The sequence below is a fragment of the Thiohalophilus sp. genome (assembly GCF_031581315.1).
Classification (GTDB): domain Bacteria; phylum Pseudomonadota; class Gammaproteobacteria; order UBA6429; family Thiohalophilaceae; genus Thiohalophilus.
On the sequence record NZ_JAVLAZ010000004.1, the window covers coordinates 1 to 18,545 of the forward strand.

15 protein-coding genes are annotated in these 18,545 nt (G+C 57.3%); 10 read left to right on the forward strand and 5 right to left on the reverse strand.

The window, feature by feature from the left end:
- Positions 1 to 312 precede the first annotated feature (312 nt).
- Both RI563_RS00915 and RI563_RS00920 read right to left on the reverse strand, forming a co-directional pair.
- On the reverse strand, positions 313 to 1,167 hold the full coding sequence (locus RI563_RS00915; RefSeq protein WP_310692443.1) for an HAD-IIB family hydrolase: 855 nt from the start codon (positions 1,165 to 1,167) through the stop codon (positions 313 to 315).
- Positions 1,168 to 1,171: 4 nt separating this feature from the next.
- The gene (locus RI563_RS00920) at positions 1,172 to 2,434 is read right to left on the reverse strand and encodes an amylo-alpha-1,6-glucosidase (RefSeq protein WP_310692444.1); all 1,263 of its coding nucleotides are present in this window, start codon (positions 2,432 to 2,434) and stop codon (positions 1,172 to 1,174) included.
- 86 nt (positions 2,435 to 2,520) lie between these two features.
- Between RI563_RS00920 and pgl the strand changes: the two genes are divergently transcribed.
- On the forward strand, positions 2,521 to 3,252 hold the full coding sequence (pgl, locus tag RI563_RS00925) for a 6-phosphogluconolactonase (RefSeq protein WP_310692445.1): 732 nt from the start codon (positions 2,521 to 2,523) through the stop codon (positions 3,250 to 3,252).
- The gene (glk, locus tag RI563_RS00930; RefSeq protein WP_310692446.1) at positions 3,249 to 4,214 is read left to right on the forward strand and encodes a glucokinase; all 966 of its coding nucleotides are present in this window, start codon (positions 3,249 to 3,251) and stop codon (positions 4,212 to 4,214) included. Before pgl ends, glk begins: the two co-directional genes overlap by 4 nt.
- A gap of 336 nt (positions 4,215 to 4,550) precedes the next feature.
- Here the strand turns inward: glk and zwf are convergent, their stop codons facing one another.
- From zwf to RI563_RS00945, 3 genes are all read right to left on the reverse strand, one after another.
- A complete protein-coding gene (zwf, locus tag RI563_RS00935; RefSeq protein WP_317622839.1) occupies positions 4,551 to 6,032 on the reverse strand; it encodes a glucose-6-phosphate dehydrogenase in 1,482 nt (493 codons plus the stop codon).
- Positions 6,032 to 6,940 carry a phosphogluconate dehydrogenase (NAD(+)-dependent, decarboxylating) gene (gnd, locus tag RI563_RS00940; protein ID WP_310692449.1) on the reverse strand — a complete coding sequence of 303 codons (909 nt, stop codon included), beginning with the start codon at positions 6,938 to 6,940 and terminating at the stop codon, positions 6,032 to 6,034. The genes zwf and gnd overlap by 1 nt, the downstream gene beginning before the upstream one ends.
- Positions 6,941 to 7,343: 403 nt before the next feature.
- On the reverse strand, positions 7,344 to 8,741 hold the full coding sequence (locus RI563_RS00945) for an MBL fold metallo-hydrolase (protein WP_310692450.1): 1,398 nt from the start codon (positions 8,739 to 8,741) through the stop codon (positions 7,344 to 7,346).
- 367 nt (positions 8,742 to 9,108) lie between these two features.
- On the opposite strand from RI563_RS00945, the gene RI563_RS00950 reads away from it, so the two are divergent.
- From RI563_RS00950 to pnp, 8 genes are all read left to right on the forward strand, one after another.
- The gene (locus RI563_RS00950; RefSeq protein ID WP_310692451.1) at positions 9,109 to 9,621 is read left to right on the forward strand and encodes a DUF1269 domain-containing protein; all 513 of its coding nucleotides are present in this window, start codon (positions 9,109 to 9,111) and stop codon (positions 9,619 to 9,621) included.
- A 162-nt stretch (positions 9,622 to 9,783) separates the two neighbouring features.
- Positions 9,784 to 10,263, forward strand: coding sequence for a ribosome maturation factor RimP (rimP, locus tag RI563_RS00955; RefSeq protein ID WP_310692452.1), 480 nt, complete (start codon positions 9,784 to 9,786; stop codon positions 10,261 to 10,263).
- A 74-nt stretch (positions 10,264 to 10,337) separates the two neighbouring features.
- Positions 10,338 to 11,834, forward strand: a complete 1,497-nt coding sequence (nusA, locus tag RI563_RS00960) for a transcription termination factor NusA (RefSeq protein ID WP_310692453.1) — start codon at positions 10,338 to 10,340, stop codon at positions 11,832 to 11,834.
- Positions 11,835 to 11,873: 39 nt separating this feature from the next.
- On the forward strand, positions 11,874 to 14,393 hold the full coding sequence (gene infB / locus RI563_RS00965; protein WP_310692454.1) for a translation initiation factor IF-2: 2,520 nt from the start codon (positions 11,874 to 11,876) through the stop codon (positions 14,391 to 14,393).
- 38 nt (positions 14,394 to 14,431) lie between these two features.
- Positions 14,432 to 14,803 (forward strand): 30S ribosome-binding factor RbfA, encoded by a 372-nt coding sequence (gene rbfA / locus RI563_RS00970; protein WP_310692455.1) that lies wholly within the window; start codon positions 14,432 to 14,434, stop codon positions 14,801 to 14,803.
- Positions 14,804 to 14,815: 12 nt separating this feature from the next.
- Complete coding sequence (gene truB / locus RI563_RS00975; RefSeq protein ID WP_310692456.1) at positions 14,816 to 15,742, forward strand: tRNA pseudouridine(55) synthase TruB; 927 nt, start codon at positions 14,816 to 14,818, stop codon at positions 15,740 to 15,742.
- A gap of 126 nt (positions 15,743 to 15,868) precedes the next feature.
- Entirely contained in the window at positions 15,869 to 16,138 is a 270-nt protein-coding gene (gene rpsO / locus RI563_RS00980) for a 30S ribosomal protein S15 (protein WP_310692457.1), read from the forward strand.
- 24 nt (positions 16,139 to 16,162) lie between these two features.
- Positions 16,163 to 18,247, forward strand: a complete 2,085-nt coding sequence (gene pnp, locus RI563_RS00985) for a polyribonucleotide nucleotidyltransferase (RefSeq protein ID WP_310692458.1) — start codon at positions 16,163 to 16,165, stop codon at positions 18,245 to 18,247.
- Positions 18,248 to 18,545 lie beyond the last annotated feature (298 nt).

The window sequence follows — 18,545 nt, forward strand, 5'->3', positions numbered from 1 at the left end:
CTCATCCAGGTTAACGTAGCAGGGATATAGTGGTAGGCCGGACATAGCAACGCGGTGTCCGGCAATAGGAGGGGTTGCCCGATACCGCTTTGCTTTATCGGGCCTGCGACTTTCTCTGAATATGCCAGTTCCACCGATGATTCAACCCACTGTTTTTTCTGTGTGGGTCGGTGTGTTGGGTGTTTCGGTGGTTATCCCTGTTTGGTACAGGTATGCCGTAGAAGGAAAGCGCTAATCTCTCGCAGAGACGCCACGGCGCAGAGAAACTGAACTAGTTTTTCTCCGCGTCTCTGCGCCTCTGCGAACTCTGCGTTAATTATCAGTAGCCCTGGGAATAGCATCACTCATCCAGGTTAACGTAGCAGGGATATAGTGGGCGAGACCCTCGAGGATGCCGGCGGCGTAGTTGCCGTTCATATCCAGAAAATCGCCCCGGGCGATATACAGTCGATCGGCATAGTTGTTTTGCCGGGCCATTTCGGTGGCCTGTTGTTTAAGGGCATCGCTGGCGTTGTTGACGAGGGTTGCCTGGATTTCACTGGTCAGGACCTCAAGATCATTGCCGCTGTCGCCGGAGAAGACGGTTGAATCGATGGAGAACTGTTGTTCCTGCATCAAGAACCGGATCGCCTCCAGTTTGTTGGCCCGTTGCGGGAGGATATCCAGCAGGCCAATCTGTTTGAGGTCATCGATACTCCAGATGAGGTTGTAACGTATGGGCCGGGCATCCAGCCGTTGCCGGATGTCGCTCAGTAAAGTATCGACTGATATATCGACAGGGGCATAATAACTGAGCTTGTAATCGTTTTGCTTGTGAACTTCCTGCAGGGTCAGGGCGTCAATATCCTGTAACCAGCCGGCAATATCGGTGCGCTGGTAATCGCCCCAGTCCCGGCTGATTTCTTCCTGCCATGAGCTCATGAGCTGCCAGTGATCCCCCTCAATGGCATATAACGTGGTACCGACGTCGCCGATCGCGTAATCGGGCATCGGTAACTGCCATTCCCGGATTGCCTCGTTCAATAACATTTTGTCACGCCCGGACACATAAGCCAGGTATACCTCCTCCCGTTCCACCAGCTGGCGCAGTAGAGGACGGGCCAGGGGCGACTCGGGCGGATGGCCATTGGGGATCAGGGTTCGATCCAGGTCAGTGCAGATCAACACGCGCTCAGTCATGGTCGATACGAAACAGGCTTTTGCCCTTGATGGCCCAGTGGCCAATTAATGCGGCGGCGGCACTCCAGCCCTGCTTGCGGGTACCGCCGGGAGTGAATTTGCTGCCGTGGACAAACTCGGGAAAGCTCCAGGGTTCTCCATCGCTGTCCAGGGCATTGGCCTGATGAATACCGGCCAGGTACTGTTGGGCAAGTGAATCTTTGCCGCGGCGCGCCAGGTCGGCAACATAAAAGCCGGTCAGCATCGGCCATAGACCGCCATTATGATATTCATGCGGTTTGTTCTTGAAAGTATAGGAGAAAGTCATTTGCAGATCCGTCCAGTCCCGATCGGGGGGATGAATGACCGGATGAAATGCCGGGATCAGGTTCAGGTTTTTCGGTGTAATGGTATAAATAAAGTCATCCACCGCTTCACTTTGTTCTTCCTCGGCCACATCCAGCAGCGAGGCGAGAATATTGGCAAAGGCATCGAAACGATAGCCATAGCCGGTAGGGGAGAAAAAAGGCATCCAGTATCGCCCGGCACAGCCGGATTCCGCTTCCCGCCCCTTGCGATAAAGAATCTCGTGATAGGCATCATCGGGGATGCCATCCCCGTTATGGAACCAGTAGTTGGCCTGAATCAGGTGTTTGAGGTGAGCGATGCGCTCCTTGAGAGGATGATCACTGGTGCCCTGCAGATCTTGATGCACGGTTCGCAGGGTGCGCAAGGCCTGTAAATAGAGTAGCTGGTCATACAATACATAACCGGAATGCAGGTATTCATCGGCCCAGTCACCGGCTTGTGGCACATAAATGAGCCCGCGATTGTTGAATTCCCAGGCGCCGAGCAGGAAGCGGATTTTCTCCAGTACCGGCACCATTTTTTCGATGAATTCGCGATCGCCACTGGCTTTCCAATACTCGCCACAGCCAATGACAAACCAGAGACAGGCATCCACCCGGCCGGTGGTTCCGCCATAGCTGACACGTTGCGCGGCCGGGTCCACGTTACTGGGAATTTCGCCATGGGGGCCTTGATAGCGCGCCAGTGTCTGTAATGTTTCCCTGGCCGCCTCGAGCAGATCCGGTTCCCCGGTGAGCAGGGCGGCCAGCGAGAGGATAACGCCGTCACGGGACCAGATACGTCGATAATTGTCGTTGTCTGTCGGGCTGGCAAGAAAACCAACGCGAGTCCGGCATTCATGCAGGAGATCGCAGGCTTTCTGGTAACCGTTTTCTTCGACGTGACTGGAGGCAGCATGTCTTGACATGAGAACAGGAACTCGCCAAGTTATAGAGTCATTACACAAATCAGTGTATGTTGATTTGAAGAACGAATCAACGCAGGAGTCCACGCTTGAAATCTCAGCAACCGTATCAGGTTTATTTCGACCGGGAGCAACTGTTCCATGCCGCCGTGCAACGTTGGGTGGAACTGGCCAACGAGTCGATTCGCGCCCGTAACAGTTTTCACGTTGCGCTGGCCGGCGGTTCGACGCCGAAACGGGTTTACCAACTGTTACAGCGGGAGAGTCTTGACTGGGACAGGATCCATCTTTACTGGGGCGATGAACGGGATGTTCCGGCCGATCATCCCGACAGCAATTACCGGATGGTCCGTGAAGCCCTGATCGATCATATCCCGATCCCGGAGGCCAATGTACATCCCATCCATGTTCAGCCCGATATTGAGACCACGGTGGAGGAGTATCGTCAGGTGCTGGAAAATGTCCATCGGGGAGCCAATGGTTATCCCTGTTTTGATCTGATTATGCTGGGTGTCGGTGATGACGGGCATATCGCATCACTGTTTCCTGAAAGCTCGGCACTGTCGGTCACCGATACCCCGGTGGTCAGTGTCTATGTCGAAAAACTTAACAGCTGGCGTGTGACCCTGACCTATCCGGTGCTCAATACGGCCCGCTATCTCATGCTGCTGGTCAGTGGCGAGGCGAAAACACCGGTGGTCGCCCGGGTATTTGGTTCCGAAGCCGAGCGCAAATACCCGGTCCAGAAACTGGCCCCCCAGGGGCGCATTGAATGGTACCTGGATCGGTCCGCCGCCAGCGAGCTGCCGGAGTCGACGTGATTATTGCCGGGGATCTGGGTGGGACAAACTGTCGGCTCCTGTTGGCCGAGGTGCAGTCGGGCCAGGTTGTCGTTCGTGGTGAGCAGCACTATCCTGCCCGCGACTTTACCGAGTTTGAGACGATCCTGGAACGCTTTGTGAATGAATACGGTCTTTATTCACAAATAACGTCGGCCTGTTTTGCGGTAGCCGGGCCGGTCCGGGATCGGCGTGTTGCCCTGACCAATCTGCCCTGGACGCTGGATAGCGAGCGACTGGAACAGCGTTTTGCCATCCGGCGGGTCAGTCTGATTAATGACTTTGTCGCCAATGCCTATAGCCTGGCGGCACTCAACGAGACGGATTATCACACTCTGCAGACAGGCCAGGTGAGCGGCGGTAATCGGGTCGTGCTGGGGCCCGGCACCGGCCTGGGCATGGCGCTGGTCAGTGTCAATCAGGACACGTTGACGGTCCTGCCTTCTGAAGGCGGACACATGGACTTCGCGCCGCTGGATGACGAACAGGCCGATCTGTTGCGGTTTTTACAGCGAAGCAGTGTGCGTGTCAGTTACGAGCAGATCCTCTCGGGGCCAGGGCTGGTACGGCTGTATGGTTATTATGCCTGGCGCCAGGGCGTCGAAGTCGAACCGGTATTACACAGTGATGACGCGCCGGCGACTATCAGCCGCCTGGCAATGGTGGAGGAGGAGCCAGAGGCCGTGAAGGCACTGAACCTGTTTTTCCGTATCTATGGCAGCTGCGCTGCCAACCTGGCCCTGGTGGGGCTGGCCACCGGCGGCGTTTATCTGGCCGGGGGTATCACAGCCCATCTGCTTGCGGCCCTGGAAGAGAGCGACTTTCTCGAAACCTTCAACAACAAACCGCCAATGAAAGAGCTGCTCGAGACAATGCCGATCAAAGCCATCACCACCCCCCGCGCCGGCCTGCTCGGCGCCGCCTGGTATGCCGGAAACCGATAAATACCACCTGTGTACGGTGAGGAAGATCATTCTTTTTTTACGGGCCCGGATAATCAACGCGGAGGACGCAGAGGCGCGGAGACGCGGAGTTTTATTGGTGCTTATATCAGTTGATTTAATGCATTTTATGCACGGCTTAACGCGTTCGAAGCAAATAAGGTGTACATAAGAGTAGCTTGTTTCTGATATGGCCTCGCGAGAGAGAATGGAGAAGCCATATAACAATGATTATTTAGAAATCACTTCTCCGCGACTCTGCGCCTCCGCGTCCTCCGCGTTGTATTCCACCGTCCAGGAACAGATCCCGAACTGTCAGTGTATCCGTAGTATGGAGATTTACTCTTCGTCGAGTGAGTTGCGCCAGTCGTGGTCTTCGTGGTCGAAGAGGCGGGTGTCTTCGGGCGGGCCCCAGCTGCCGGCGGGATAGGTGTGGATGAATTCGTTGTCGCTGTCCCAGGCCTTGACGATGGGATCGACAATTTCCCAGGCCAGCTGGATTTCATCGTAACGTAAAAACAGCGATCGGTCGTTTTCGATGACATCCAGCAGCAGGGTTTCGTAGGCATCGAGCGAATAGGCGTTAATGCCGCAATAACTGGCGTCCATGCGGGTGGTGTGGGTCTGCATCTCCAGCCCCGGTTCCTTGACCTGCAGCTCCATGCGCAGACATTCCTGCGGCTGGATCCCCAGCAGTATCCAGTTGGGTTTGAGTTTTTCAATCTGGGTCTTGCGAAACAGCTGTTGTGGTGGATGCTTGAAACGGATGCTGATCATGGAGCTGTTCCTGGCCAGCCGCTTCCCGGTACGCAGATAGAACGGTACACCGCGCCAGCGCCAGTTATCGATATACAGTTTCAGCGAGGCGTAGGTTTCGGTGGTGCTGTCGGCGGGGACGCCGTCTTCATCGACATAACCGGCAACATTCTGGCCGTCGATCTTGCCACGGGTATACTGGGCACGATAGGCGTGCGCATTGGTGGCGCGCCGGGGAATAGGGCGGATCGACTTGAGCACCTTGGCCTTCTCGTCGCGCAGGGACTCGGCATCCAGATTGGCGGGCGGTTCCATGGCAACCAGCGTCAGCATCTGCAACAGGTGGCTCTGGATCATGTCGCGCATGGCGCCGACATGATCGTAAAACGCAGCGCGCCCGGCGATGCCCTGGGTTTCCGAGTGGGTGATCTGCACGTGGTCGATGTAATTGCGGTTCCACAACGGCTCCAGCATCAGGTTAGCAAAACGGAATACCAGCACGTTCTGCACCATGCCCTTGCCAAGATAATGATCGATACGGAATATCTGTTTTTCGTGGAAGGTTTTTTGCAGGTTTTCGTCCAGCTGAGTGGCGCTTTGCACGTCATAGCCGAACGGCTTTTCGATTACCAGACGGCGCCAGCCCTGATCCTCATTGTTCAGCCCCGCGCTGGCAATGGCCTGGCTGACTGCCGAGTAGTAGGAAGGCGGAATCGCCATGTAAAACACCAGGTTTGTCGGGATGCCTGAATGAGATTCCAGGTAGGCCTTGAGATCCTGCAATGACTCGCCCTGGGTCATATCCCCACTGAAAACATGCAGGCGCTGTAACAGGCGTTGCAGAACGTTTTCGTCGAGGCCGTCGCGAGCACGCTCGCGTAACAGTTCAGTGACTTCGTCATGCCATTGCGCTTCGCTCATTGCCTTGCGGGTAAAACCGACGACGCACATGTCATCCGGAAGCCGGTTAGCTTCTTCCAGATGGTAGAGGGAGGGCAGCAGCTTGTTGCGCGCCAGGTTGCCGGTCGCGCCGAAAACAATAAAGGTGCAGGGTTCCAGTTCCATCATTCGGATTTTACCGCATGGCCGCCAAAGGCTTCGCGCATCTTGGCCAGGATCCGGTTGGCATAGGCCGTCTCATCCTGGCTGGCAAAACGCATTTGCAGGGCCAGCGCGAGTACCGGTGCGGCGGTGCCCTGATCGATGCTCTCCATCACCGTCCAGCGCCCCTCGCCGGAGTCGGCGACATAGGGACGGATATTGGCCAGTTGCTGATCCTGTTGTAAAAACTCGGCGCTCAGATCCAGCAGCCAGCTGCGCACTACCGACCCGTGACGCCACAGTTCGCTGATCTGTCCCAGATCAAGATCAAACTCCTGTTTGCCCTGCAGCAGGGCGAAGCCTTCGGCATAGGCCTGCATCATGCCGTATTCGATGCCGTTGTGGATCATCTTGGTGAAGTGGCCGGCACCGGCCGGACCCACATGGGCCCAGCCGCTGTCAGCAGAGGGGGCCAGCGCCTTGAGTACCGGCAGCAGCGGTTCCACGTGCGCGCGCTCCCCGCCGACCATCATGCAGTAACCTTCACTCAGTCCCCAGACCCCGCCGGAGGTGCCGGCATCGACAAAACCAATCTGGTGTTCGGCCAGCATGGCCGCGCGGCGCTGGCTGTTGTGATAATTGGCATTGCCGCCGTCGACCACGATATCGCCCGGTTCCAGCAGGCCGGGCAGGGTCTGCAGGGTCTGTTCGGTCACCTCGCCGGCCGGCAGCATCAGCCAGACGATACGTGGTGCCGGCAGTTGCTCAATCGCCTGCTCCAGGCTGTCTGCGGGGAGCAGATTTTCCTCCGCCGCCAGCTGGTTGACGATATCGGGCGAGCGGTTATACCCGACCACCTCGATATCCTGACGCAACAGCCGCCGGGCCATATTGGCCCCCATCTTGCCCAGACCAATCAGTGCAATACGCATGAGGATTCCCGTCCTGATTCAATAGTTACCACCTAACTTAGCACAGCCTGGCCGGGAGTGAGAATCTTCCTGCAGCAGGTCACTTGTCCAAGGTTCTGGAATAAAACGCGGAGGTCGCGGAGGCGCAGAGGCGCGGAGAAAATTTGTAAAAGTTGGCAGATAGCAGATGGCAGTCAACAGCGGAAGGAAAGTTGTCCCGCGATTTAATAGATCGGGTAAGGTGCATGGCGGTTACGATCAACCTGCAATAACAAGGGGTGAATACAAGTTATGCGGATAGGCATTGTTATTCCGGCAGATAATGACGTCAAGCAAGCAACAAATTATTTAATTGCATTCTCCGCGCCTCCGCGCCTCCGCGACCTCCGCGTTATTTTCCAGAGAGGCGAGAAGTGAGAGGTTTTTACAGCTCGATTTTTTCCTTGTAGGCGGGCAGGCGGGCGTTCCAGTCGTATTGCTGGCGGAACTGTTCCTGCAGGATTTCGCGTTTGTCCTGCTCGCCGTGCACCAGATAGAGTTTCGGTCGGGGTTTGAAGTGGCTGGCCCATTCGAGCAGTTGTTGCTGGTCGGCATGGGCGCTGAAGCCGCCGAGGGTATGGATGTGGGCTTTTACCTGGACTTCGTGACCGAACAGCTTGAGCCGCTCGGTACCGTCGACCAGGGCGCGGCCGGGTGTGCCGGCGGCCTGAAAGCCGACGATGATCAGGTGGGTATTGTTTTTCCAGAGGTTGTTTTTCAAATGATGGCTGATACGTCCCCCGGTGCACATGCCGCTGCCGGCAATGATAATTGCGCCACCTTGAATCGGGTTGATTTGCATCGACTCCTCGACGGTACGGGTACAGCGCAGACCCGGTAACCACTCCTCCCAGCGATGTTTGACCGTCTCGACAAAGGTCTGCGCATCGTCGTCGTTGAACAAATGCAGATAGCGAAAATAGAGTTCACTGGCGGAAATCGCCATGGGACTGTCGAGAAAGATCTGCTGCTGGGGCAGGCGTCCCTGGCGATAAAACTTGCCCAGCCAGAACAGTATTTCCTGGGTGCGGCCCACGGCGAAGGCGGGGATCAGGACATTGCCACCGGCATGATTGGCGGCTTGCAGGGCCTGATGAAATTCTTCCACGGTATCGGAGTAAGATCGATGGTTGCGATCTCCGTAAGTGGATTCGAGCAACACGGTATCGGCCTGTTGCAGGAACTCGGGATCCTGCAACAGCGGATGGTGGGTACTGCCAAGATCGCCGGAGAAGACGAGTCGCCGGGGCGGGTCGGTGTCCTCGAGCGTCAGTTCCACAATCGCCGAACCAAGGATATGCCCGGCATCATGGTACTGGAGCTGTATGTCCGGGGTAATCGGGGTACGCTGCTGGTAATCGAGTGTCTGCCGCAGTTGCAGTGTGGTCTCGACGTCCTTGTCGGTATAAAGTGGCTCAAGCGGGGCTTTGTCGGCCCGACGGCGATGTTTGTTTTCCCATTCGGTATCTTTCATCTGTATAAAGGCCGCATCGTGCAGCATGATCTCGATGAGATCGTGGGTGGCCCGGGTCATGTATATCGGCCCCCGGTAGCCCTCCTTCACCAGTTTGGGTAACAGGCCGCTGTGATCCAGATGGGCATGGGAGAGCACGACTGCATCGATCTCCGCCACGCTAAACTCAAAGGGCGCTTCATTGGCCTGATCGGCGCCGCGACCCTGATGTAAACCGCATTCGAGCAACAAGGTGCTGCGGTCGGTGCGTATCAGATAGGCCGAGCCGGTCACTTCGCCGATGGCTCCAAGAAACTGCAGATTTGCCATACCTGTCCCCCTGTGTCGCATTGCCGGTGCCTGGCGCTTTATCTGACACTTTACACGTAAAACTGGCGTTCGGAATACCGGTCGACGTACAAGATGCCTGTCACTTCCAGGACCGTCGGTTACAGGGGAGGATTCACCGGGTGTCCGGGAAGCGCAGGCTCCCCGAATGCAAAGGGATGGGAACTTGATGCGGCGTTGAAAACGTCTGTTCAGCCGGGTCGGTGAGGCGGGTCAGACACCGCCATTGCAGGACGGCGCACTATCCAAACTGTTTTTGTCAACTATACTGGAAATAACAAGACGAAATTCTTCTCCAGCGCTCGGGCCCGGCCCGACCAACCCTCAATGACGAGGAAGGAGGTGTGTGATGAGAAGGCGGTTATATTTTGTACTTCCCGATGTTAAATCGGCCCAGGCGATTCATGACGAATTGTTACTGGCGAAAATCGAAGAACGGCATATCCATGTGCTGGCCCGTTCCGATATGGAGCTGGGCGATCTGCCTGAAGCGTCCCTGTTGCAGCGCAGTGATCTGGTCCATGGCGCCCAGCTCGGGGCGATTGTCGGGGCCTTTGCCGGTGTGTTACTCGGCAGTCTGGCCGTGATGATGGGCTATATCGTCGCCGGTCTGGAGGTCTGGTCGGTTGGCTCGATCACCGTCGGTGGTGCGCTGATCGGGCTGTTTGCCTCGACCATGGTGGCTGTCAACATCCCCAATACCCGGCTGGAAGCCTTCTGGGCCAAGATCGAGCAGGGGCACCTGTTGATGATGGTCGATGTGCCCGTGGAACAGGTCGAAACGCTCTCGGATAAGGTCAAACAGCACCACCCGGAAGCCGACGTGCGCGATGTCGACCCGACCATTCCGGCCTTTCCCTGAGTCGATGGCGGTCGAGGGCCTTGCATGCTGCGGGGTAAGGCAGTAAATTTGCCCCCGCAGGATTGCCGGGTCTATATATAAGGTGTTACAATCCGGCACGAATTTGGTGTTATTCAGGAAGTGGGCCTCGCGCCCACTTTTTGTTTAGGGGTGTACCGAAAAATGGGACGGGCAACAGACAGGCTGACCACACTGATCGCCTCGGCCGTACAGGCACTGGGCTATGAGCTGGTGGGCGTCGAGCATCAGTCCCAGGGCAAGCATACAGTGGTTCGGGTCTTTATTGACTCGCCAGAGGGGATCACCCTGGAAGATTGTGAGCAGGCCAGTCACCAGATTAGCGGTGTGCTGGATGTCGAGGATCCGATCCGGGGGCAGTATAATCTCGAGGTCTCCTCGCCGGGGCTGGATAGACCCCTGTTTACGCCTGAACATTACACCCGCTTTATCGGTGAGAAAGCCAGGCTGCGCTTGCGTCATGCAGTTGACGGGCGGCGCAAAGTGGCGGGGCGTATCGAGAGCGTGGACGGCAATGTCGTCCGGATTATCGATGATGCCGGTGAGGTGTATGAATTAAACGTGGATCAGGTTGAAAAAGCCAACCTGATCCCCGATTACGATGCGATTATGCAGAGTCATTAATCGCTTTGTGAAACGAAGCGACAACCGATTTAAACAGTTAGCTTGCATTTGATTTTGCTTTCAGAGGCCGGGTTATGAACAAAGAAATTTTGATGGTGGTTGATGCGGTATCCAACGAGAAAGGCGTGGAGAAGGATACCATTTTTGGCGCCATCGAGGGTGCGCTGGCCACAGCGACCAAAAAGCGCTACAACACCGATGTTGATTTGCGAGTCAGTATCGATAGGGATAATGGCGACTATCAAACCTTTCGTCGCTGGGAAGTGGTGGAAGATGACGCCATGGAGCACCCGGAGCGCGAAACCACAGTGAGCGCGGCACAGTATGAAGAGCCTGATATTCAGGTTGGTGAATTTGTCGAGGAAGAGGTCGAGTCGATTGAGTTCGGGCGTATCGCCGCGCAGACGGCCAAGCAGGTCATCGTGCAAAAAGTTCGCGAAGCCGAGCGCGCCCAGATTATTGAAGAATATGAAAGCAAGGTCGGCCAGCTGGTGATGGGCGTGGTCAAGCGGGTTGAACGCGGCAATGTCTATCTCGATCTGGGTGGCAACGCCGATGCGATTATTCCGCGCGAAGACATGATTCCGCGTGAATCGGTACGCCCCGGTGATCGGATTCGCGGCTATCTCAAGGAAATTCGTCCCGAAGCGCGTGGCCCGCAACTGTTCGTCAGCCGTACCGCGCCCGAGTTTTTGATCGAACTGTTCAAAATTGAGGTCCCTGAGATCGGTGAAGGCCTCATCGACATTCTCGGCGCCTCGCGCGATCCCGGCTCCCGCGCCAAAATTGCAGTACGCAGTAATGATTCGCGCATCGATCCGGTTGGTGCCTGCGTGGGTATGCGCGGGTCGCGGGTCCAGGCGGTGTCCAACGAGCTGTCCGGCGAACGTATCGATATTGTTCTGTGGGATGAGAATCCCGCCCAGTTTGTGATCAACGCCATGTCACCGGCGGATGTTGAATCCATCGTGGTGGATGAGGATACCAACACCATGGATATCGCTGTGGCCGAGGAACAGCTGTCCCAGGCCATCGGTCGGGGCGGCCAGAACGTTAAACTGGCCAGTGAGCTGACCCGCTGGACATTGAATGTCATGTCCGTCGCGGATATGGAAAGCAAGAGTGAAGAGGAATCCGAGCGGGTTCAAAAGCAATTTATGCACTCGCTGGACGTGGATGAAGAAGTGGCTTCTATCCTGGTACAGGAAGGTTTCACCACTATCGATGAAGTTGCCTATGTCCCCATGGATGAACTGCTGGCGATTGAGGAATTCGATGAGGCGATTGCTGAAGAATTGCGAGGCCGGGCCAAGGATGTTCTGTTGACCCGGGCCATCAGCACCGAGGAAACCGTCGACAGCACCGAGCCGGCGGAAGACTTGCTCAATATGGAAGGTATGGAACAGAACCTGGCCTACAAGCTGGCCGGTAAGGGAATCTGCAGCATGGAAGATCTGGCCGAGCAATCCGTCGATGAGCTGATGGAAATTGATGAGATGGATGAAGAAAAAGCCGCGCAACTGATTATGAAAGCGCGTGAACCCTGGTTTGCCGAAGAACAGAGTCAGTAACGACAAACCAGAACGCTGAGGAAGCAGGAGAGAGAGTATATGGCAGATGTAACCGTCCGACAGTTCGCAGAAGTGGTAGGTATATCGGTAGATCGGCTGCTGGAACAATTCAAGGAAGCAGGCCTGCCGGTGTCCGACGCTGATGCAACGATTACGGATGCCGAAAAGATGGAACTGCTGTCGTTCCTGCGCAATAAACATGGCGCAGAAGGCGAAGGTATCAAGGAACCGAAGAAAATCACCTTGAGCCGCAAGTCTACCAGCGAGCTTCGCCAGACTGGCGGGCACAGCAAAGGTAAATCAGTCACCGTTGAAGTGCGCAAGAAGCGGACTTACGTCAAGCGTAGTACGGTGATGGAGCAGGAACAGGAAAAGGCCGAACAAGTTCTGGCTGAAAAGGCCAAGCTCGAAGAAGAACGACGTCAGGCCGAAGAAGCAGTCAAGCAACGTGAAGCGGAATTGCAGGCCAAACGCAGCGCCGAGGAAGAAGAACGCAAAGCGCGCGAAGCCGAACTCGAAGCCAAGCGCAAGGCCGAAGAAGAAGCCGCTGCCGCCAAACAGCAACAGGAAGAGATTACGCGCAAACAGGCCGAGGAGGTCAAGGAAACCAAGCCGGGCGCACGTCCCGCCAAGGCGAAGAAAGGCAAGGAACGGCAAGATGACGATAGCAGTACCCGCTATGGTCGCAAGGAGTTGCACGTCACCGCCGACAAGTCGGGCAAGCGTCGCAAGCGTTCCTCGGGCAAACCCCGTCCTGTTGCAGCTGGTTCATCCGGGGAACACGGTTTCCAGCGGCCCAATGCGCCGATCGTGCATGAAGTGGCACTGCCTGAAACCATTACCGTCTCCGAGCTGGCGCAGAAAATGTCCGTCAAGGCTGCCGAAGTGATCAAGGTGATGATGGGCATGGGCTCCATGGTGACCATCAACCAGGTTCTGGATCAGGAAACCGCTGCCGTGGTGGTCGAGGAGATGGGGCACACTGTCAAACTGCTCAAAGCTGACGCGATCGAAGAGGATCTGGTCATCGAGGACGAAGTCGGTGAAGCGGTTCATCGTGCGCCGGTGGTGACCATTATGGGTCATGTCGATCACGGCAAAACCTCCCTGCTCGATTACATTCGTCGCAGCAAGGTGGCATCCGGGGAAGCCGGTGGCATTACCCAGCATATCGGCGCCTACCATGTCGAGCAGGAAAACGGCGATATCACCTTTCTGGATACCCCGGGCCATGCGGCGTTTACTGCCATGCGTGCCCGTGGCGCCCAGGCAACGGACATCGTGATTCTGGTGGTCGCTGCCGATGATGGCGTCATGCCGCAGACCAAGGAAGCGGTACAGCATGCCAAGGCCGCCGGTGTGCCGTTGATCGTGGCGGTCAACAAGATGGATAAACCCGAAGCCAATCCCGATCAGGTCAAAAATGAACTGGCCCAGCTGGATGTCATCCCCGAAGAGTGGGGTGGTGATACCATGTTTGTCCATGTTTCTGCCGAGACCGGCGATGGCATTGAGTCGCTGCTGGAAGCGATTCTGCTGGTTTCCGAAGTGCTGGAACTCAAGGCGACCTGCGAGGGTAATGCCCAGGGCGTGGTGATCGAATCGCGTCTGGATAAGGGGCGCGGCCCGGTCGCCACGGTTCTGGTTCAGAAAGGGACCCTGCGCAAAGGAGACATCCTGCTGGCCGGTCTTGAGTACGGCCGCGTGCGCGCCATGCTCAATGAAAAAGCCGAACAGGTGGAAGAAGCCGGTCCCTCGATTCCGGTCGAGATCCTCGGCCTTTCCGGCACGCCCAGTGCCGGTGACGATGCGGTGGTTGTGCCCAACGAACGCAAGGCGCGTGAAGTTGCGATGTACCGTCAGGGTAAATTCCGTGATGTGAAACTGGCCCGTCAGCAGGCTGCCAAACTCGAGAACATGTTCTCGCAGATGGAAGAGGGCGAGGTCGGCGTGGTCAATGTCGTGCTCAAGGCGGACGTGCAGGGTTCGGTCGAAGCGATTGCCGACGCACTGCAGAAACTCTCCACCGACGAGGTCAAGGTCAAGATCGTCGCCAGTGGTGTGGGTGGTATTACCGAGTCGGACGTGAACCTGGCCGTGGCGTCCAACGCCATTTTGATCGGCTTTAACGTACGTGCCGATGCGGTAGCCAAGCGTCTGATCGACGAGGAAGAGGTCGATCTGCATTACTACAGTGTTATCTATGATTTGATCGATGAAGTGAAAGCCGCGATGAGCGGCCTGCTCTCGCCCGAGACCCGGGAACAGATCCTGGGTCTGGCCGAAGTCCGTGATGTCTTTCGCTCACCCAAGCTGGGCGCCATCGCCGGCTGTATGGTGACCGAGGGCGTGGTCAAGCGGCATAACCCGATCCGCGTATTGCGCGAGAACGTGGTGATTTACGAAGGGGAACTGGAATCCCTGCGTCGTTACAAGGACGACGTTAACGAAGTGAAACAGGGCATTGAATGCGGCATCGGCGTCAAGAACTACAATGACGTCAAGGTCGGCGATCAAATCGAAGTCTATGAACGGATCCAGGTCGCACGTCAGATCTGATCCGCCACAGACAGCGTTTATTACCCAACGGCAGGCTCATGGCCAAAGACTTCAGCCGCACCCGGCGCATCGGCGAACAGATGCAGCGCGAACTGGCAACCCTGATTCAGCAGGAGATCCAGGATCCGCGCCTGGGCATGGTAACCGTTTCCGCCGTGGAAGTTTCGCGCGATCTGGCGCATGCCAAAGTCTTTATTACCGTGCTCGACGATCAACAACAGGATATTGCCGCCAGCCTGGATGTGCTTAATCGGGCCAGCGGTTTTCTGCGCCATGAACTGGGCCGGCGCATGATTTTGCGCACCGTACCGGTGTTGCGTTTCGTGTACGACGAATCCATGGCACGGGGTAACGCCCTGTCGCAGCTGATCGATGAAGCGGTTAAATCCGATAAGCAACGCGACGAGTGAGGTAGTCAGTTAGTGGCAAGACGTCGTCCCAAAGGCCGTCCCGTCAACGGCATATTATTACTGGACAAGCCTATCGGGCTGACCTCCAATGCCGCACTGCAGCAGGTCAAGCGGCTGTTCAAGGCCGCCAAGGCCGGCCACACCGGCAATCTGGACCCGCTGGCCAGCGGTCTGTTGCCGCTCTGTTTCGGCGAGGCGACCAAGTTTTCCGGGTTTTTGCTCGATTCGGACAAACGCTATCTGGCCACCTGCCAGCTGGGCGTGACGACCACCAGCGCCGACGCCGAGGGTGACGTGCTGGAACGCAAGCCGGTGGGCGAATACAGCCGGGCCGAGGTTGAGGCGATTCTGGCGCGGTTTACCGGCGAGATCGAGCAGATCCCGCCGATGCACTCGGCCATCAAGGTCAACGGCCAGCCGCTCTACAAGCTCGCCCATCAGGGCAAGGAGATCGAACGAAAGCCGCGCCGGGTTACCCTCTACAGCCTGGAGCTGGTCAGCCTGGAAGGCGATCAGATGGTGCTGGAGGTGCATTGTTCCAAGGGGACGTACGTCCGCACACTGGCCGAGGATATCGGCCACCAGCTGGGCTGTGGGGCCCACCTGTCGGCCTTGCGCCGCACCGCCGCCGGTCCTTTTTCCGCGGCGCATGCGGTCACCCTGCCAGAGCTGGAACAGCTGGCCGAGAGTGAGGATCTGGCGGCCCTGGATCAGGCCCTGTTACCGGTCGAGGCGGCCCTGGATGACTGGCCCGAGCTGCTGCTGACGGACAACACGGCCTATTACCTGTGTCAGGGGCAGGCGGTGCAGATTGCCCGGGCCCCGACCAGCGGTCTGGTGCGCCTGTTTGTTGGCGACGAGCACCGTTTTATCGGCGTGGGCCGGATTCTGGGCGACGGCCGGGTGGCGCCCCAGCGACTGGTGAGCGGCGCTGGCTGAGACGGGCACCACTCAAGAGAAAAAAGCGGGTATTTCCTCGTGGAGTGCTTGTATAACCGACCGGGGCGCGGGTAGAATACGCGCTCTGATTTTTAGGCAAAATGATTGTATAACAGGAGCTTGCGAATGGCCTTAAGCGCCGAACATAAGTCCACGATTGTGAACGAATATGCCCGTTCTACCGGTGATACCGGTTCCGCGGAAGTCCAGGTTGCATTGCTGACAGCTCGAATTACTGAACTGTCCGATCACTTCAAAACGCACAAGCAGGATCACCACTCCCGTCAGGGGCTGCTGCGCATGGTCAGCAAACGACGTAAACTGCTCGACTATCTGAAGAACCGGGATCTGGAGCGTTACCGTCAGCTGATTACCAGTCTGGGTCTGCGCAAGTAATTCACGCCGGTAGAAGGACAATTCATGGCAGTTACAACAAAAGAATTCAAATATGGTGATCACACCGTAACGCTGGAAACCGGGGAAATTGCCCGCCAGGCCACCGGTGCCGTCAAGATCAGTATGGGTGAGACGGTGGTGCTGGTGACCGTGGTGGCCGAAAAAGAGGCGGTCGAAGGCCGCGACTTTTTCCCGCTGACGGTCAACTACCAGGAAAAAACCTACGCAGTCGGCAAAATCCCCGGCGGCTTCCTCAAACGCGAGGCCCGACCGTCGGAAAACGAAACCCTCACCTGCCGCCTCATCGATCGTCCTATCCGCCCCCTGTTCCCCAAAGGTTTTGCCAACGAAGTCCAGGTTATCGCCACGGTCCTCTCCCTGGACCCCGATGCAGCGCCCGATGTGGTTGCTCTGCTGGGAACCTCGGCCGCGCTGGCTATCTCCGGTGTGCCCTTTAACGGCCCGATTGGCGCGGCTCGCGTCGGTTACCAGGACGGCAACTATCTGCTGAACCCGGGCACCGAGGCGCTGGAAGGCTCCGAGCTGGATCTGGTGGTCGCCGGCACCGAGAACGCCGTGCTGATGGTCGAATCCGAAGCCCAACTGCTCAGTGAAGAGGTCATGCTGGGCGCCGTGATGTACGGTCACGAACAGATGCAGACCGCGATCCAGGCCATCAAGGAATTCGCCGCCGAGGTGGGAACCCCCGCCTGGGACTGGCAGCCGCCGGCCGTGGACGAGGCGCTACACAAGGCGGTCGCCGAAGCGGGCGAAGCCAGCTTCAACGAAGCCTACACCATCAAGGAAAAGATGGCCCGTTATGATCGGCTGGGCGAAATTCGCAAAGAGATCCTGGCAAAACTGGTCTCCGACGAGGAGGGCGGTTACAGCGAATCAGAGGTCCAGGGCGCCATCGGCAAGCTGGAGAAGAAGGTTGTACGCGGCCGGATCATCAACGGTGAACCGCGTATCGACGGCCGCGACACACGCACAGTGCGAGACATTACCGTAAAAACCGGCGTGCTCCCACGTACCCACGGCTCGGCCCTGTTTACCCGTGGCGAGACCCAGGCGCTGGTGGTCACCACCCTCGGCACCGACCGCGATTCGCAGGTTATCGACGCTCTGGAAGGTACCTACCGCGAGCCGTTCATGCTGCAGTACAACTTCCCGCCCTATTGTGTGGGCGAGACCGGGCGCACCGGTACGCCGGGTCGCCGCGAGATCGGCCATGGCCGTCTCGCCAAGCGCGGCGTGATCGGCGTGATGCCGGACATGGAAGAGTATCCCTATTCCCTGCGCGTGGTTTCCGAGATCACCGAGTCCAACGGTTCCAGCTCCATGGCCTCCGTGTGCGGCTCCAGCCTCTCCATGATGGATGCCGGCGTGCCGCTCAAGGCACCGGTGGCCGGCATTGCCATGGGCCTGATCAAGGAAGAGAACAAGTTTGCCGTGCTCACCGACATCCTGGGTGACGAAGATCACCTGGGCGACATGGACTTCAAGGTGGCTGGCAGCGAGAACGGCGTCACCGCCCTGCAGATGGATATCAAGATCGACGGTATCACCCGTGAAATCATGCAAGCGGCGCTGGAGCAGGCCAAAGAAGGCCGCCTGCACATCCTGGGCAAGATGAATGCCGTGCTCGACAAGCCCCGTCAGGAGCTCTCCAGCTACGCCCCGCGCTTTATCACCATGAAGATCAACCCGGACAAGATCCGCGATGTGATCGGCAAGGGTGGCGCCACGATTCGTGCGATCACCGAGGAGACTGGCACCAGCATCGATATTACCGATGACGGGGTGGTCAAGATCGCCTCCAACGACCAGGTGGCCGCCGAGGAAGCCCGGCGCCAGGTCGAGCAGCTGACCGCCGATGTTGAAGTCGGCAAGGTCTACGAAGGCAAAGTCGCCAAGCTGATGGACTTCGGGGCCTTCGTCACCATCCTGCCCGGCAAGGACGGCCTGGTCCACGTCTCGCAAATCTGCGAGGAGCGCGTCGAGAATGTCAGCGATAAGCTCAAGGAAGGCGAGATGGTCAAGGTCAAGGTCCTGGAGATCGACAAACAGGGCCGCATCCGCCTCAGCATGAAGGCCGTCGGCCAGTAAGCCGAACCTGCCAAATGCTTGATAAAAAAGGGTCTCTCGAGGCCCTTTTTTTGTGTCAGTTAGAGAGACCCTGGGAGTAAACGCAGAGTTCGCAGAGGCGCAGAGACGCGGAGAATAAATAATTAAATCAATACCTTAATTAACTCAGGCAACAATACCCGGTTTTTCTCTGCGCCTCCGCGCCTCTGCGTGCTCCGCGTAAAATTGCAGAGAGTTCGAAAAGAGAGAGGGGGAAAATCTGGATTGGCCCGGTCTGTGCATATTTACCGGCAGAGGTGAATGTTTGCCGCCCCGGGGC

Bases quoted from the DNA above. Each gene is read 5' to 3' on its own strand.
- rbfA (WP_310692455.1), top strand. From the start codon at position 14,432: ATGGCCAAAGACTTCAGCCGCACCCGGCGCATCGGCGAACAGATGCAG.
- rimP (WP_310692452.1), top strand. From the start codon at position 9,784: ATGGGACGGGCAACAGACAGGCTGACCACACTGATCGCCTCGGCCGTA.
- nusA (WP_310692453.1), top strand. From the start codon at position 10,338: ATGAACAAAGAAATTTTGATGGTGGTTGATGCGGTATCCAACGAGAAA.
- rpsO (WP_310692457.1), top strand. From the start codon at position 15,869: ATGGCCTTAAGCGCCGAACATAAGTCCACGATTGTGAACGAATATGCC.
- pnp (WP_310692458.1), top strand. From the start codon at position 16,163: ATGGCAGTTACAACAAAAGAATTCAAATATGGTGATCACACCGTAACG.
- RI563_RS00950 (WP_310692451.1), top strand. From the start codon at position 9,109: ATGAGAAGGCGGTTATATTTTGTACTTCCCGATGTTAAATCGGCCCAG.
- infB (WP_310692454.1), top strand. From the start codon at position 11,874: ATGGCAGATGTAACCGTCCGACAGTTCGCAGAAGTGGTAGGTATATCG.
- RI563_RS00945 (WP_310692450.1), bottom strand. From the start codon at position 8,741: ATGGCAAATCTGCAGTTTCTTGGAGCCATCGGCGAAGTGACCGGCTCG.
- gnd (WP_310692449.1), bottom strand. From the start codon at position 6,940: ATGCGTATTGCACTGATTGGTCTGGGCAAGATGGGGGCCAATATGGCC.
- zwf (WP_317622839.1), bottom strand. From the start codon at position 6,032: ATGGAACTGGAACCCTGCACCTTTATTGTTTTCGGCGCGACCGGCAAC.
- RI563_RS00920 (WP_310692444.1), bottom strand. From the start codon at position 2,434: ATGTCAAGACATGCTGCCTCCAGTCACGTCGAAGAAAACGGTTACCAG.